This is a genomic window from Phaeobacter gallaeciensis DSM 26640 (genome assembly GCF_000511385.1).
Taxonomy (GTDB): Bacteria; Pseudomonadota; Alphaproteobacteria; order Rhodobacterales; family Rhodobacteraceae; genus Phaeobacter; species Phaeobacter gallaeciensis.
The window spans coordinates 1,727,415-1,742,209 of the sequence record NC_023137.1; the positions used below are offsets into that span (position 1 = coordinate 1,727,415).

The 14,795-nt window shown below is 60.3% G+C and carries 14 protein-coding genes and 1 pseudogene; 13 read left to right on the forward strand and 2 right to left on the reverse strand.

All coding sequences use genetic code 11. The annotated features are described in order from the left end of the window. The first annotated feature begins 25 nt into the window (after window positions 1-25). The 6 genes and pseudogenes from GAL_RS08230 (at window position 26) to GAL_RS08250 (ending at window position 4,195) form a co-directional block, all read left to right on the forward strand. Window positions 26-946 carry a branched-chain amino acid ABC transporter permease gene (locus tag GAL_RS08230; protein WP_024097122.1) on the forward strand — a complete coding sequence of 307 codons (921 nt, stop codon included), beginning with the start codon at window positions 26-28 and terminating at the stop codon, window positions 944-946. Beyond that, the gene (locus GAL_RS08235; RefSeq protein WP_024097123.1) at window positions 946-1,929 is read left to right on the forward strand and encodes a branched-chain amino acid ABC transporter permease; all 984 of its coding nucleotides are present in this window, start codon (window positions 946-948) and stop codon (window positions 1,927-1,929) included. Before GAL_RS08230 ends, GAL_RS08235 begins: the two co-directional genes overlap by 1 nt. Window positions 1,930-2,008: 79 nt before the next feature. Next, a pseudogene (locus GAL_RS22965) lies at window positions 2,009-2,455 on the forward strand (ATP-binding cassette domain-containing protein); the annotation flags it as partial. A 99-nt stretch (window positions 2,456-2,554) separates the two neighbouring features. Then, window positions 2,555-2,692: an ABC transporter ATP-binding protein C-terminal domain-containing protein gene (locus tag GAL_RS22970; protein ID WP_407674849.1), complete on the forward strand. Its 138-nt coding sequence runs from the start codon at window positions 2,555-2,557 to the stop codon at window positions 2,690-2,692. Then, the gene (locus tag GAL_RS08245) at window positions 2,689-3,378 is read left to right on the forward strand and encodes an ABC transporter ATP-binding protein (protein WP_024097125.1); all 690 of its coding nucleotides are present in this window, start codon (window positions 2,689-2,691) and stop codon (window positions 3,376-3,378) included. The genes GAL_RS22970 and GAL_RS08245 overlap by 4 nt, the downstream gene beginning before the upstream one ends. A gap of 73 nt (window positions 3,379-3,451) precedes the next feature. Next, a complete protein-coding gene (locus GAL_RS08250; protein ID WP_024097126.1) occupies window positions 3,452-4,195 on the forward strand; it encodes a glycosyltransferase family 2 protein in 744 nt (247 codons plus the stop codon). A gap of 61 nt (window positions 4,196-4,256) precedes the next feature. Here the strand turns inward: GAL_RS08250 and GAL_RS08255 are convergent, their stop codons facing one another. After that, the gene (locus GAL_RS08255; RefSeq protein ID WP_024097127.1) at window positions 4,257-5,807 is read right to left on the reverse strand and encodes a trimethylamine--corrinoid methyltransferase; all 1,551 of its coding nucleotides are present in this window, start codon (window positions 5,805-5,807) and stop codon (window positions 4,257-4,259) included. A gap of 471 nt (window positions 5,808-6,278) precedes the next feature. Here GAL_RS08255 and GAL_RS08260 point away from each other — a divergent pair, with 471 nt between their 5' ends. From GAL_RS08260 to GAL_RS08280, 5 genes are all read left to right on the forward strand, one after another. Next, window positions 6,279-6,875 (forward strand): outer membrane protein, encoded by a 597-nt coding sequence (locus GAL_RS08260; RefSeq protein WP_024097128.1) that lies wholly within the window; start codon window positions 6,279-6,281, stop codon window positions 6,873-6,875. A gap of 413 nt (window positions 6,876-7,288) precedes the next feature. Continuing rightward, window positions 7,289-7,873 (forward strand): outer membrane protein, encoded by a 585-nt coding sequence (locus GAL_RS08265; protein WP_014874751.1) that lies wholly within the window; start codon window positions 7,289-7,291, stop codon window positions 7,871-7,873. A 307-nt stretch (window positions 7,874-8,180) separates the two neighbouring features. After that, window positions 8,181-9,578: a cysteine--tRNA ligase gene (gene cysS, locus GAL_RS08270; RefSeq protein ID WP_024097129.1), complete on the forward strand. Its 1,398-nt coding sequence runs from the start codon at window positions 8,181-8,183 to the stop codon at window positions 9,576-9,578. Window positions 9,579-9,645: 67 nt separating this feature from the next. After that, window positions 9,646-11,277, forward strand: coding sequence for a citramalate synthase (cimA, locus tag GAL_RS08275; RefSeq protein ID WP_024097130.1), 1,632 nt, complete (start codon window positions 9,646-9,648; stop codon window positions 11,275-11,277). Further along, window positions 11,277-12,056 carry a squalene/phytoene synthase family protein gene (locus GAL_RS08280; RefSeq protein ID WP_024097131.1) on the forward strand — a complete coding sequence of 260 codons (780 nt, stop codon included), beginning with the start codon at window positions 11,277-11,279 and terminating at the stop codon, window positions 12,054-12,056. Before cimA ends, GAL_RS08280 begins: the two co-directional genes overlap by 1 nt. An 88-nt stretch (window positions 12,057-12,144) precedes the next feature. On the opposite strand, the gene GAL_RS08285 is transcribed toward GAL_RS08280, so the two are convergent. Further along, window positions 12,145-13,371 (reverse strand): MFS transporter, encoded by a 1,227-nt coding sequence (locus GAL_RS08285; RefSeq protein WP_024097132.1) that lies wholly within the window; start codon window positions 13,369-13,371, stop codon window positions 12,145-12,147. Window positions 13,372-13,463: 92 nt separating this feature from the next. Here GAL_RS08285 and GAL_RS08290 point away from each other — a divergent pair, with 92 nt between their 5' ends. After that, window positions 13,464-14,132 (forward strand): DNA-3-methyladenine glycosylase family protein, encoded by a 669-nt coding sequence (locus tag GAL_RS08290; protein WP_024097133.1) that lies wholly within the window; start codon window positions 13,464-13,466, stop codon window positions 14,130-14,132. Beyond that, window positions 14,129-14,794: an alpha/beta hydrolase gene (locus GAL_RS08295; RefSeq protein WP_024097134.1), complete on the forward strand. Its 666-nt coding sequence runs from the start codon at window positions 14,129-14,131 to the stop codon at window positions 14,792-14,794. Before GAL_RS08290 ends, GAL_RS08295 begins: the two co-directional genes overlap by 4 nt. Window position 14,795 lies beyond the last annotated feature (1 nt).

Consider the following 14,795-nt stretch of genomic DNA (forward strand, 5'->3'; position numbering starts at 1 on the left):
TCCTCTGCCTTGGTGGAACGAACTCATGTCCCTCATACTTATACTGGAGCAGATCCTGAACGGATTGCAGTTCGGGGTGATGCTCTTTCTCATGGCGGCCGGTCTGACCTTGGTCTTTGGCGTTATGGGGCTGATCAATCTGGCGCATGGTGCGCTTTATATGGTCGGTGCCTTTGCCGCCGCGGTTGTGGCCGCCTGGACCGGCTCGTTTGTTCTGGCCCTGATCGCCAGCCTGGCCGCCGCCGCAGCGGCTGGCGCGCTGGTCGAATTCCTGGTGATCCGGAAACTCTATGACCGGGATCATCTGGATCAGGTGCTGGCCACGTTTGCGCTGATCCTGATCTTCTCAGAAGGCACGCGCTGGGTCTTTGGGTCCTTCCCGCTGTTTCTGGATGTGCCGAGTTACCTGTCGGGTCCGATCAGCCTGCCGGGGGGCATTGAATACCCGCTTTATCGTCTGACCATCATTGCCATTGGTCTCGTGGTCGCAGCCGGGTTGTTCTGGCTGATCGCGCGCACCCGTATCGGGATCCAGATCCGTGCTGGCGAAAATGACCGGGAGATGATTGCGGCACTTGGTGTTGATATTTCAAAGCTTTACACGCTGGTCTTCGCCCTTGGTGCAGCGCTGGCCGGACTGGCTGGTGCCTTGGTCGGAGCCATCCAATCGGTCCAGGTCGGCATGGGTGAGCCGGTGCTGATCCTGGCCTTCGTGGTGATTGTCATCGGCGGCATCGGTTCGATCAAGGGCGCGATGGTCGGGGCATTGTTGGTGGGGCTGACGGATACATTGGGCGGCGTGTTCCTGCCGCAGTTGTTTGCGCTGTTCATGGAGCCGGCCAGCGCAACATCCGTCGGAGCATCGCTAGCGTCGATGCTGATTTACATCCTGATGGCGGTCATCCTGTTGGTGCGCCCGTCCGGTCTTTATGGGGGGCAGCACTGATGAGCCGTGAAAACCTGTTGAACGCTGCGGTGATCCTACTGCTGCTCGCGATCCCGCTGTGGGCGCATATGGCAGATGAGCCGTTTCTGATCACCCTCGCGACGAAGGTGGCAATCCTTGCGTTGGCTGGGGTTGGCCTCAATATTGCGCTGGGGATTGGTGGGCTTGTGAGCCTTGGCCATGCTGCATTTTTTGGGATCGGGGGCTATGCGATGGGAATTCTGGCCGCCCACGCGCAGAATTATGAACCGCTGGCCCAGTGGCCGATGCTGATCGAAGGCACCAACCAGATGCCGGTGATCTGGCTGGTTTCAGTTGTTGCCAGCGCGCTCGCAGCGCTGGTGATTGGCGCGCTGTCGCTGCGCACCTCGGGCGTCTATTTTATCATGATCACCTTGGCCTTCGGTCAGATGCTCTACTACTTTGCCATCAGTTGGTCGGCCTATGGCGGTGAAGACGGGCTATCGATTTGGGTGCGCAATGAGTTTCCGGGTCTCAACACATTGGTTCCATTGCAGTTCTTTTTGATCTGCTATTCCATCCTTTGTGTGGTGCTGTGGTTTGCCGCCCGGCTGGCGCGCGCGCCTTTTGGGCTGGCGCTTTCTGCTGCGCGTCAATGCGAGGCGCGAGTGGAGACGGTTGGTGTCACCCCTTACCAGCTGCGTCTGACGGCCTTTGTTATTTCAGGAGCGATCACCGGTCTGGCCGGGGCGCTGTTTGCCGATCTGAACCGTTTTGTTAGCCCCACCATGCTCAGCTGGCATACCAGCGGTGAGATCATGATCTTTGTCATCATCGGCGGCGTGGGTCGGCTGTTTGGCCCGGTCATCGGCGCTGCGCTGTTCATTCTGCTGGAGCATCTTCTGGGTGGGATCAGCGATTACTGGCAGATCTACCTGGGCGGGCTGCTGCTGATCATCGTGCTTTACGCCCGTGGTGGCGTAATCGGTGCGATCAGCGGACGGGAGGTGGCCCATGACTGATCTAACGGGTGTAAAACAGGTCCTTGAGGTCAGGGATCTGAGCAAATCCTTCGGCGCGCTGCAGGCCAGCAAGAACATCTCTCTGGATCTGCGCGCCGGTGAAATCCATGCGTTGATCGGCCCGAATGGCGCCGGGAAATCAACACTTATCAAGCAGATATCCGGGGAACTTCGTCCGGATAGCGGATCGGTTTCGCTGCTTGGTCGCCCGGTAGATGACCTGAGCCGCGTCGCACGAGCCCGGATGGGGCTGGGGCGCACCTTTCAGATCTCCGCGCTCGCGATGGACTTCACAGTGCTGCAAAACGCGGTTCTTGGCGCGCTTGGCGCGCGGGGGGGCGTGTTTCGGTTCCTTGGCAATGTGATGCGAGACAAGGCACTGGTGGCGCAGGCGGAACAGGCGTTGGAGCGCGTGGGCCTGCTGAGCGATGCAAAGCGGCGGACTGCTGATCTGTCACATGGTCAACGGCGCCAGCTGGAGGTGGCCGTGGCGCTGACGCTGCAGCCGAAACTACTCCTGATGGATGAGCCGATGGCAGGTCTTGGCGCGGGGGGATCGCAGGCGCTGACAGGGTTTTTGGACACGCTGCGCCACGAGGCGCCGATCCTTCTGGTGGAGCATGATATGGACGCGGTCTTTGCCTTGGCGGATCGGATCAGCGTGCTGGTTTATGGCGAGGTCATAGCCACCGGCACCACCGATGAAATCCGCAACAACGCAGAGGTGCGGCGCGCTTACTTGGGTGAAGAGGAGGCGGTATGACCTTGCTATCTCTTAAAAATGTTACTGCGTCCTATGGGCCATCTCAGGCCTTGTTTGGTGTGGACCTAGACATCGGCGAAGGCGAAGTGGTGGCGCTGATGGGGCGCAACGGCATGGGCAAATCCACCACAATCAAGACCATCTGCGGCATGCTGCCCGCGAGTGAAGGCACGCTGCATTTTTCAGGAAATGACCTGCGCAAGCTGCCCTCACATAAAATCGCACGCCTGGGCATCGGGCTGGTGCCTGAGGGTCGCCGGTGTTTTGCGCCGCTCACGGTCGAGGAAAATCTGAGAGCCGCTGCACGACCCGGCCCCTGGGATTTTGCCATGGTGGCAGATCTCTTTCCCCGCTTGGCGGAGCGGCGCGATCAGACCGCGTCTTCACTGTCCGGAGGGGAGCAGCAGATGCTCGCCATTGGTCGCGCGCTTATGATCAACCCGCGCCTGCTGATCCTGGACGAGGCCACAGAAGGGCTGGCGCCGGTGGTGCGGCAGGAAATCTGGGCGGCGATTGCACGGCTGAAACGTGACAGCGGCCTGTCGATCCTGGTGGTGGATAAAACACTGCGCGAACTCTCCGCCGTGGCGGATCGCGCAGTGATTGTGAACAAGGGCGCGACGGTGTGGACGGGTACGATGGGTGCGCTGACGCCCGAGCTGAAGGATCGCTATCTGGGCGTTTAGGCAGGTCCGCGGCTTGGACTTGCGCTGTGGCTTTGCTAGGCAGGGCAAAACAGCCCCGGCCAAGGAACCCGCCATGCCTGCAATTACCCTTTGCATTCCCGCCTATGCTATGGGCGGGGATGGTGCGCGTTACCTAGCGGACTCCTTTGACCATCTCTGCCACCAGAGTTTTAGCGATTTCGATATCGTCGTGTCTGATCAATCCGATGACATGGCGGTTGCTGAGGTCTGCCGGGAGTATGCCGACCGGTTGACCATCACCCATCTGTGGAACCGCGAGGGGTTGCGACAGGCATCGGCCAATGTGAACAACGCAATGGCCCATGCAGCCGGCGATATCATCAAGGTTCTGTTTCAGGATGATTTGATAATAGATCCCAAAGGGTTGACGCACATACATGATGTAATGGGGCAGGGGGCGGACTGGTGCCTCTGCGGCTCTGGCGTTACGCGGGACGGCAGCAGTGTGACCCGCCCGATGCGGCCTCGCCTGACGGATCGGTTGCATTTTGGCAAAAACACCGTTTCCAGTCCCTCGGTTCTTGCCATGCGTCGGACTTCCGCGATGGAGTTCGACGAAGCCTTGATCTGGTTGATGGATGTGGATCTCTACAAACGCCTGTGGGATGCCTACGGAGATCCCGTGGTCGTGCCAGACACTGTGATCGCCAACCGCATGCATGAGGGCCAAGTCAGCGCGTCTGTCAGCAAGGCTTTGCGGCAGAAAGAGCTGCGATATATGGGCAAGAAATTCGCCAAGACGACAAACCTCCGTGGCTGGCTGGAATATTTGCGGCAGCGGCTGAAGGCGATCTGACCTCGGCGTCAAAGGTCACCTATGGGCATTTCTTGATGATGCCCATAGGTGTTTCAATGGCTTATCTTGGCAAGTGAATGTTGAACCGCTCCCGCAGCGCCTGATCCAGAACTGGATCGAATTGCGCCTGCGAGGCTTGGCTCAGGATTTGTTCCTTGCGGGCTACGGCCTTTTCTATGAGGTCAGGCTTGTCCAGCTCCGCCCATTCCTTGGGCGAGGTGCGATCCCCGAATGTCGGGTAGACAAAATCCTGCTGCATCCGGCTCAGCGTAGCGTCCGTTCCTAAATAGTGGCCCGTTCCGCTAAGGCAGACATCAGCGATTTGATCGATGGCAACGGTATCCTCGCTCACTTCAATACCGCGCACGCAGCGCATGGCCTGGCCAAGCATATCGTCGCTCAGGATCAGGGACTCAAGGCAGAATCCAAGCAGCGAGGCATGCATCCCGGCGGCTTCATACACCATATTGCACCCCGACAGCCCCGCCATTACGTTGGAGCACATCTGCTCCCATCCGGCCTGCATGTCGGGGAGTTTGCTGTCGGAGGCGCCAGCGGCGGCCCCTCCTGGCAGGTCATAGAAATGATGCATCTGCGCGCAGCCCGCTGTCAGCAGCGCCTGTTCGCCAGATCCGATCGACATCGCCCCGGTTCGCAGATCAAGCCCAAATGGCCAGGTGCCAAAGATCGCGGGTGCGCCGGGTTTGACGGCGTTGACGTAAACCAGACCGGCAAGGCATTCGGCAACCGCCTGCACAATGGCGCCGGCAATTGTTGAGGGAGCGGTTGCGCCAGCCATGCCTGCGGATAGGAGCAAGACCGGCATACCACCCTTGATGCACAGTTCCATCACCTCGCAACTCTCGGTGGCGAACTTCATCGGGGGCACAACGAAGCAGTTGGAATTGGACATAAACGGACGCTCGCGCCATTTGTCCTCGCCGCCTGCAATCATATGCAGCATCTCCAGAGCTGGCGGCACATGGCTTGGCTCGGTAAAGGATGTGCCGATGTGTTTCAGCGTGCCAGAGCAGCTTGCATAGACCGTATTCAGGTCCATTTCCATATTGTCGAGAATATCGCGGCACACCATGGGCCGCTGCAGGAAATGGACATTGTCCAGCTGGTCGGTGATCCGGGCCGCGTCATGCAGATCCTGTACAGTTGAATCGCGGTATGTCCGGCCATGAACGTCAACCACATGGACCGCAGCACCGGCGGTGCCATAATGCACCCGGTTACCCGAGAGTTCGAGATCGTTTTTGCCATCCCGGCTGAACAGGGTGACCGATCTGTTCGCCTTGGCAATCGTGTCCTCGACCAGGGCACGAGGGAAGCGGATGCGACCATCGTCCCCTTCGATACAGCCCGCAGCTTTCAGATAGGCAACCCCGCTGGGGGGGGCGTCGGCAAGGCCGATCTGCTCCAGCGCGTCCAGCGCGGCTTGGTGAATACGTGCGACACCGGCGTCGCTGAGCGGGCGATAGAGCCCGCCCTCCAACCCAGCCCGGATGGGGCGCAGATGGTCGGCAAGGGGGGCTGCACGGGCAGCACGGCGGGCAGCGCGACCGCCACTGCGGGCCGCACGAGGCGAGTTCGATTGATCTGTCATAAGGTCTCTCTGGATCTGATATGGAATCTGAATGTCTCAGATCCGCCGCGGTCGCCCCCGCGCCGCCCGGCCACGGGACGCGCCGATTGTGCGGCCAATCAGGCTGATGACCCACCGTTCGCCTGACTGTTTCCCTGGCTGGCTAGCTGCCATATCGCTGCTCCGTTGTCGTCTGGACATCGTTGCACAGTGGGCGACCGATTCTATCTCATTTGCGACTTTTGTGAAATTTGCGACCAATATTTCACGATCGAGATCCGCAACCTGTCGCGTCTGCATTGGAGTTTTTAGGTAAAATATATAAATATTAGAGCGTTAAAGGGAGAACTTCTTCTATTCCGGGGCCGTCTGATGGGTCACTCTGAGAACACCATCATGCTGAACCCGGTGTTAAACATTTGCAGAGATACTGGTCGGAGTTGGACAATTACGCGCGCCTAAACGGCGGGCCGCCAGAAAAGGGCAGTGCCGATGATACCGGCCTTCATTCGCAGCACAGACCGTGATCTCTTGGTGCATCGCAAGCAGCGGCGCCGAGGGATTCGGGCAAATGGGTGCGGATCAGTACGGCGGGCAGCGATTGCCGGATTGGCGGTAGGGGGCCTTGCCGCTGCGCCGGGTTTTGCCGGTGACTGGAGCGGTTTCTTCCTCGGCGCCTCCATGGCGCGGGTACAGGCAGCACCATCAGAGCGCGGCTCGGTGAGCGCATCGGGGCTTCACCTAGGCTATGATCATGACTTTGGTCGCGTGGTACTGGGCGGGGAGGTTGAAGTCGATCGCAGCGGGCGTGTCCGCTCTGACCTGACTGAGGAGCAGACCCGGCGGATCAAACTGCGTGCCGGCTACGATATGGGAGAGACGCTGGGATATCTCACCATCGGCTCCGCGCGCAATGAAACCGCCACAGATAGTGACAATGGCGCGGTTTATGGCCTGGGGCTCAGCTACTCGCTCAACCGTGCTTTGCGGGTCAGCGGGGAATATCTACATCAGGACGCAAGCGATGGCGCGGCCGTTCAGGCGCCGTCACGTGATATCCTGTCCATCCGCGCATCCTTTCAGTTCTGACAACAGCCTTCTCCCCATCCGTCCATAGAATTGGCTGCGGGAATTGACTCTACCGGGATATTTCGCAAATCCGTGCATCCCTGCGCAGCGCCTCAACCTGGGTCGCGCGACCCGTGCAATAGGCCGATTCCGAGAAGCATACTGGACCCGGTTCCGGAATTCAGATGAGCGGCAGTTGGCCGGTCGGGCAAGATGCTGGCGCGAACCTGCCAATCGGCGATTAGCTGCCTGAAATCAACCGGCGGGAACCTGCCTCAGTCGCTCATTTTGCGCCAATTCATGCGCAGAAATTCAGAAAAATATGCCGGGGTCTGGAACAAAACGGCTGTCGATCTTCTTTAGGAGGGGCAGACGCGAGAGTAGCGCGTCGACGCAGAAGACACATGTCGAAAGACAGACAAGGAGAAGTCGAGATGACTCGTATCGTATCCATGGCCGCTATCGCCGCCGCCCTGAGCACCCCAGCCTTTGCCGGCAATCTGGAAGAGCCGGTCGTGGCCCCAGCTCCTGCCGCACCGCCAGTTGTGGTTGCCAATGACGGTGGTGATTGGACCGGTGCCTATATCGGTGGCCAAATCGGGCAGCTGGACGCCGACACCAGCAATGGCCTGTCAGGGGATGACGTCTCTTACGGTGTGCACGCTGGTTACAACTATGATTTTGGTCGCTTCGTCCTGGGTGGTGAAATCGACTATGACGCCACAGATGTTGATCTGGGCGGCGGTGCCGCGACCGTGGACTCGGTGATGCGTGGCAAGGTGAAGGCCGGGTATGACTTTGGTCCCGTACTGGCCTATGTGACCGGCGGTGTGGCGCAGGTTGATACCTCTGTTGGTGATGAAACCGGTGAATTCTACGGGATTGGCGTGGCCTACCGTGTGACCGATCAATGGACTGTCGGTGGCGAAGTGTTGGAGCATGACTTCGACAATCTGGGCAGCTCCGGCATCAGCGCTGATGCGACCACCGTGTCGCTGCGGGCGTCCTACCAGTTCTGATTTGACCCACCGGGGTTAATAGCGGCGCGTCCATGTCTGTGGGCGCGCCCTTTTGCGTTGGCGTGAGGCTTCGGTCTGAATTGCAGGCTTGGCGGGGCGGTGCGCGCGTGTTATGAAACTCTCATGAACCGGATTTGCAACATTATTACCTGCTGCATTACCTGCTGAAATAGTCAGCGGGCTGGTTTCTGTCGTTCCCTTCTTTTGAACAAGTTGCTAAGCCCGCGCTGCGCGCCGCGTATCTGCGGCACCCGTTGGGAGATTGGCCATTGACGCTGCGGCGCTGCGGTCAGACGAAGGATTTGTGATGACGACGATCAAGCTGCACAACACCCGCACCCGAGGCAAAGAGGTGCTGGCCCCGCTCAATCCCGACAATGTGCGCCTCTATCTCTGCGGGCCGACGGTTTATGACCGCGCCCATCTCGGCAATGCGCGCCCGGTCGTGGTGTTTGATGTGCTCTATCGCCTGTTGCGCCACGTCTACGGCACGGATCACGTCACCTATGCGCGTAATTTCACCGATGTGGATGACAAGATCAACGCAACGGCCCTCGCACGGAAAGAAGCCGGTGCCCCCGGCACGCTGGAAGAGCTGGTACAGGAGCGCACGGAAGAGACCATCAGCTGGTATCTGGCGGATATGGGCGGGTTGGGCGCGCTGGAGCCGGATCACATGCCGCGCGCCACCGCTTATATCCCGCAGATGATTGCGATGATTGAAGAGTTGATTGCCAAGGGCCATGCCTATGCCGACGGCGCGGGACATGTGCTGTTCTCGGTCAAGAGCTACAAGGACTATGGCGCGCTGTCCGGTCGCTCGGTGGATGACATGATTGCCGGTGCGCGGGTTGAAGTGGCCGATAACAAACGCGATCCGATGGACTTCGTGTTGTGGAAGCCCTCCACCGATGAGCTGCCGGGCTGGGACAGCCCCTGGGGCCGGGGTCGTCCGGGTTGGCATATCGAATGCTCCGCCATGAGCCATGAACTGTTTGGCGACAGTTTCGACATTCACGGCGGCGGCAACGATCTAATGTTCCCGCATCACGAGAATGAAATTGCGCAAAGCTGCTGCGCCCATCCTGAGGGCGATTTTGCAAAAATCTGGCTGCACAATGAGATGCTGCAGGTCGAGGGAAAGAAGATGTCCAAGTCGCTGGGCAACTTCTTCACCGTGCGCGACCTGTTGGATCAGGGCTATCCGGGGGAGGTGATCCGGCTGGTATTCCTGCAAACCCATTATCGCAAACCGATGGACTGGACCGACAAAAAGGCAAAGGAAGCGGAGGCAACGTTGCGCAAGTGGCGCGCGCTGACCACGGGCATCGAGCCCGCGCCTACCGCTGCTGCCGCGGTCCTGGAGGCGCTGTCGGATGATCTGAACACAGCCGGGGCACTCAGCGAGTTGCACAGGCTTGCGACACCTGAGACCGCAGCGGATCTGCTTGCCTCGGCGCAGGTGATGGGCCTTCTGACAGCGGAAATGGGAGGCTGGGTGGAAAGTGAAAAGATCGACCTAACCGGCTATGAAGAAAAGCTTTTCGAGGCGCGGACAATTGCGATGCAAAGCAAGGACTTTTCCGAGGTTGACCGGCTGAAAGCAGCTTTTGTTGCCGCCGGGATAGAAGTGCGGATGAGCAAGACCGGCGTCGAACTGGTGCCCGGCCCCTCATTTGATGCCAGCAAACTCGAAGCAATATAGAAGCAACATACATCACAGCCCTCTGAGGTGAGGGCCACCCATCTCTTGCCAAGCCATAAGGCCAGCCATGACCAAAGAACGTCTCTACCTCTATGATACCACCCTGCGCGACGGGCAGCAGACCCAGGGCGTGCAGTTCTCGACCACTGAGAAGGTACAGATTGCCACGGCGCTGGACGGGCTTGGGGTGGACTATATCGAAGGGGGCTGGCCCGGCGCCAATCCGACTGACAGCGGGTTCTTTGATGCAGCCCCGCAGACGCGCGCGACCATGACCGCCTTTGGCATGACCAAACGGGCCGGGCGGTCCGCTGAAAACGACGATGTTCTGGCGGCGGTGTTGAATGCGGGCACGGGTGCGGTCTGTCTGGTGGGCAAAAGCCATGACTACCACGTCACCCATGCGCTGGGGATCACGCTTGAGGAGAACCTCGACAATATCCGCGCCTCCATCGCGCATCTTGTGGCGCAGGGGCGCGAGGCGCTGTTTGACGCTGAGCATTTCTTTGATGGTTACAAGGACAACCCGGACTACGCGCTGGCGGCGTGCCGCGCCGCGCTTGAGGCTGGCGCGCGTTGGGTGGTGCTCTGCGATACCAATGGTGGCACCTTGCCGGGGGACGTGGGGCGGATCGTCGCGGAGGTGGTCGCGGCGGGGCTGCCGGGGGACCACCTAGGCATTCACACCCATAATGACACCGAGAACGCGGTGGCCTGTTCGTTGGCGGCGGTCGATGCAGGCGCCCGTCAGATCCAGGGCACGCTGAACGGTCTGGGGGAGCGCTGTGGCAACGCCAATCTGACCACGCTGATCCCGACGTTGCTGCTGAAAGAACCCTATGCGGACCAGTTTGACATCGGTATCAGTCGAGGGGGGTTGAGCACGCTGACAGCCCTCAGCCGAATGTTGGATGAGATCCTGAACCGGGTGCCGACGAAACAGGCCGCTTATGTTGGGGCCTCCGCCTTTGCCCATAAGGCCGGGTTGCATGCCAGCGCGATCCTGAAGGATCCCAGCACCTATGAGCATATCGATCCGGCGCTGGTCGGCAATACGCGCATCATCCCAATGTCCAATCAGGCGGGGCAGTCCAATCTGCGCCGTCGCCTGTCTGAGGCTGGTCTGCGGGTTGAGAATGGCGATCCGGCGCTGGCGCGGATTTTGGAGCGGATCAAGACCCGTGAGGCAGAGGGCTATTCCTATGACACCGCGCAGGCGTCCTTTGAAATTCTGGCGCGTGAGGAGCTGGGACAGCTGCCGAGCTTCTTTGAGGTGAAGCGCTATAAGGTCACGGTAGAGCGGCGCAAGAACAAGTATGACCGGATGGTCTCCCTCTCTGAGGCGGTTGTGGTCGTTAAGGTCGATGGGCAGAAATTGCTGTCGGTGAGTGAATCGCTGGACGAGACCGGTAGCGACCGGGGGCCGGTGAATGCGTTGGCCAAGGCGCTGACAAAGGATCTGGGCCAATACTCCAAAGCGCTGGATGATATGCGGCTGGTCGATTTCAAAGTGCGCATCACCCAAGGCGGCACCGAGGCTGTGACCCGCGTCATTATCGACAGCGAAGATGGCAAGGGCCGACGCTGGTCCACCGTGGGCGTCAGCGCAAACATAATAGACGCGTCGTTTGAAGCGTTGCTGGATGCAATCCGCTGGAAATTGCTGCGCGATACGGATGCGGCGGGTGGTGCTGCCTGATGATCCCGTTTGATGATGATCTGACGGCCTGCGCCGATCTGGTGCGGAAAGGCGATCCCGATCGTTTTGCCACGGTGATGGCGGCGCCGGTCGAGGTACGTGCGCCGCTGTTTGCGATCTACGCGTTTAATCTGGAATTGGCGCGCGCGCCCTGGGCCTCATCCGAGGCGATGATTGCGGAAATGCGCGTCCAGTGGTGGCGTGATGTCGGGGAGGAAATCGCCTCTGGTGGCCCGGTGCGCCGACATTTTGTGGCAACACCGCTGGCCAAAGTCCTGACGCCAGAGCTGGCGGGGCATATTGATTCCATGGCAGAGGCGCGCCGCTGGGATATCTACCGTGATCCCTTCGAAGATGAGGCGGCGCTGGCCGATCACATCGACAAGACCACCGGCTCGCTCATGTGGATGGCGGCCGCAACGCTGGGCGCATCGGATGAGGCGCTGGTGCGCCGGTTCGCCTATGGGGTCGGGATTGCCAATTGGCTGCGCGCGATCCCGAAACTGGTCGCGGAAAAGCGCATTCCCCTGCTGGACGGCACGCCGTCAGGCATAAGTGCGCTGGCAAAAACCGGATTGGAGGCGCTGAAGGAGGCGCGCGGACAACGCGCCAAGCTCAGCAAATCCGCACTGCCGGCGTTGCTTCCTGGCTGGCAGGCCGCTGCGATCCTGCGGCAGGCCGTGGCAGAACCGCAGCGCGTGGCCGAGGGCACATTGGGCACCAGCGAGTTTCGCCGCCGCGCCGGCCTGATCTACCGGGTGGCAACCGGACGCTGGTAGTGGATCCACATGTCGAATTGAAAAGACGCCTGCGGTTTTCCGTCAGACGTCTTTTTTGTTGATGAGCCACCGCAAACCGAAGGGCGGCTCAGGCCTTGCGCAGCGCCCGCGGCTTCAGCATCAGCCACAGCAAAGCTCCGCCTGCCAGCACGAGGAAGGGGGCCATCGCCATATTGACGGCGGTCCAGCCTTCGACGGCACTGCCACCGGAACAGTTCATCAGACCACCAGATGCCAGCGAGGCAAAGGTCACGCCGCCAAATACCAAGAGGTCGTTCAACCCCTGCATCCGGCCGCGCTCATAGCTCTCATGTGCGCCGGCCAACATGGTTGTCGCCCCGATAAAGCCAAAGTTCCAACCAATGCCCAGCAGAACCAGCGCGACAAAGAAGTTTTCCAGATCAACGCCTTGCAGGGCGACAGCTCCAGCTGCGGCAAGAATCACAAGGCCGGCACCGACAATCTTTTCCACGCCGAACCGCGCGATCAGATGCCCGGTAAAGAAAGACGGCACATACATCGCCAGAACATGCGCGGTCACCACATCGGCGGCGCTGCCTTCGCTAAAGCCACAGCCAACAACAGCCAGCGGGGTGGAGGTCATTACGAGGTTCATCAGCGCGTAGGACACCATGGCGCAGATTACGGCGACAGCGATGGTGGGTGTGCGCAGCAGCTCCAGACGGCTGCGCCCCTTGGGTGCGTCCTCGCTCGGAACCGGGGGTTTGGGGATCTTGAGAAACAGAAACAGGATTGCACCCAACACGTTCACTGCAACCACGGCCATATAGGTGCCGAGGAAGGGGATCACGAAGGCTTGGCTGGTCGCCTTGACGATCTGTGGCCCGATAATGGCTGAAAGCAGCCCGCCCGCCATCACATAGGAAATTGCCTTGGGCCGAAACGCATCGGACGCGGTGTCGGTGGCAGCAAAGCGGTAAAAGCCCTGTGCGCTCATATAGATACCGGTGAGGAAGCTGCCCAGCAGGAAGATGGGGAAAGAACCGAGGTACAGCCCATAGGCCCCAATGACACCGCCAAGAGTGCCGCCAGCGGCGCCCACGAAGAAGCCCGCTTTGCGCCCGTACCGCTGCATGATCGCAGAGATCGGCGTGGCCGCCAGCATGGAACCCGCGACGATCAGCGAGATCGGCAGCGTCGCAAAACAAGCATTGCTGGCAAGCGATTGACCTGCGAGACCACCAATGGTGAAGATCATCGGCATCTGCGCACCCAGAAAGGCCTGCGCAAGCACGAGAATGACAACATTGCGTTTGGCGATGCGGTCGTCGGGGAGGGGGAGGCTGTCAGTCATGACAGATGCGTAGCCCTGAATATCCGGCAGGGCAAGATTGATGCTGCATCAGTGCGCTATGCGCGCGAAAAAGACGCAAGGAGAGGCGATACATGACAGGATCGAAAAATCCGGATGCGGTGGGTCCGGTCAAGGTCGGGCGGATCATCACCAGTGATGCCTGTGTGCGCGAAGGCGCCGCTTGGCTGGCCGATCAGGATCCACGGTTCGCCGCCGCAATCGACCTCTGCGGGCCGCTGCCCCTGCGCCGCAAACCGGAGGGATTTTCCGAACTGCTCAGCGCGATTGTTAGCCAGCAGGTCAGCGTGGCCTCAGCCAATGCGATCTGGGGACGGATGGTCGAGGCAGGGCTTGATACAGCACCACGAGTCGCTGCGGCGAGCGAGGAGGATCTGCGCGCCGTTGGTCTCAGCCGTCAGAAAATCCGCTACGCCCATGCTCTGGCGGCTGCGGGTATCGATTTTGATGCGCTGCGCCAACTCCCGGACGCCGAAGTGATTGCGATCCTGACGCAAGTTTCCGGCATCGGCACTTGGACGGCGGAAATCTATGCGATGTTCTCGCTCGGTCGTGCGGATGTCTTTGCCCATGGAGATCTAGCACTGCAAGAAGGCGCGCGGATCCTGCTGGATCTGCCGGAGCGGCCCAAACCCGCCGCGATGCGCCGCATCGCCGAGGACTGGTCGCCATGGCGGTCGGTTGCGGCGCGCGTGCTCTGGGCCTATTACCGGGTGGCAAAGGACAGGGAAGGGATCCGATGACACGAGTTTTGAAAGCCGAGCGCAGGGCGCCTTTGTCGGGGCACACCCGCTCCGTGGTGGTGTTTCTGCATGGCTATGGGGCCAATGGTGCCGACCTTCTGGGGCTGGCTGACCCCTTGGCCGAACATCTGCCCGACACCTTGTTTGTGGCGCCGGATGCCCCGGAAAGCTGTGCTGGTGCGCCCTTTGGTTTCCAGTGGTTTCCGATCCCCTGGATCGACGGCTCCTCGGAAGAGGAATCGATGCGCGGCATGATGGCCTCGATTGATGACCTCAACGCCTTTCTGGATGCGCTGATGGTGGATGAGGATGTGCTGCCTGAGCAGGTGGTCCTGTTTGGCTTCTCGCAAGGCACAATGATGAGCCTGCATGTCGCCCCTCGCCGTGAGGATGCGGTGGCGGGAATCGTGGCCTTTTCCGGTCGTCTGCTGTCGCCGGAAACGCTGAAGGATGAGGTTATCTCAAAAATGCCAGTGCTGCTGGTGCACGGCGATGCTGACGATGTGGTGCCGCCGCAATCGCTGCCCGAGGCTGCCGAGGCACTGGGAGAGGCCGGGTTTCAGGACGTCTTTGCCCATATCATGAAGGGGACAGGCCACGGCATTGCCCCCGATGGGCTGAGCGTGGCGCTGGCCTTCATGCGCGACAAACTGGGCCTCTGAG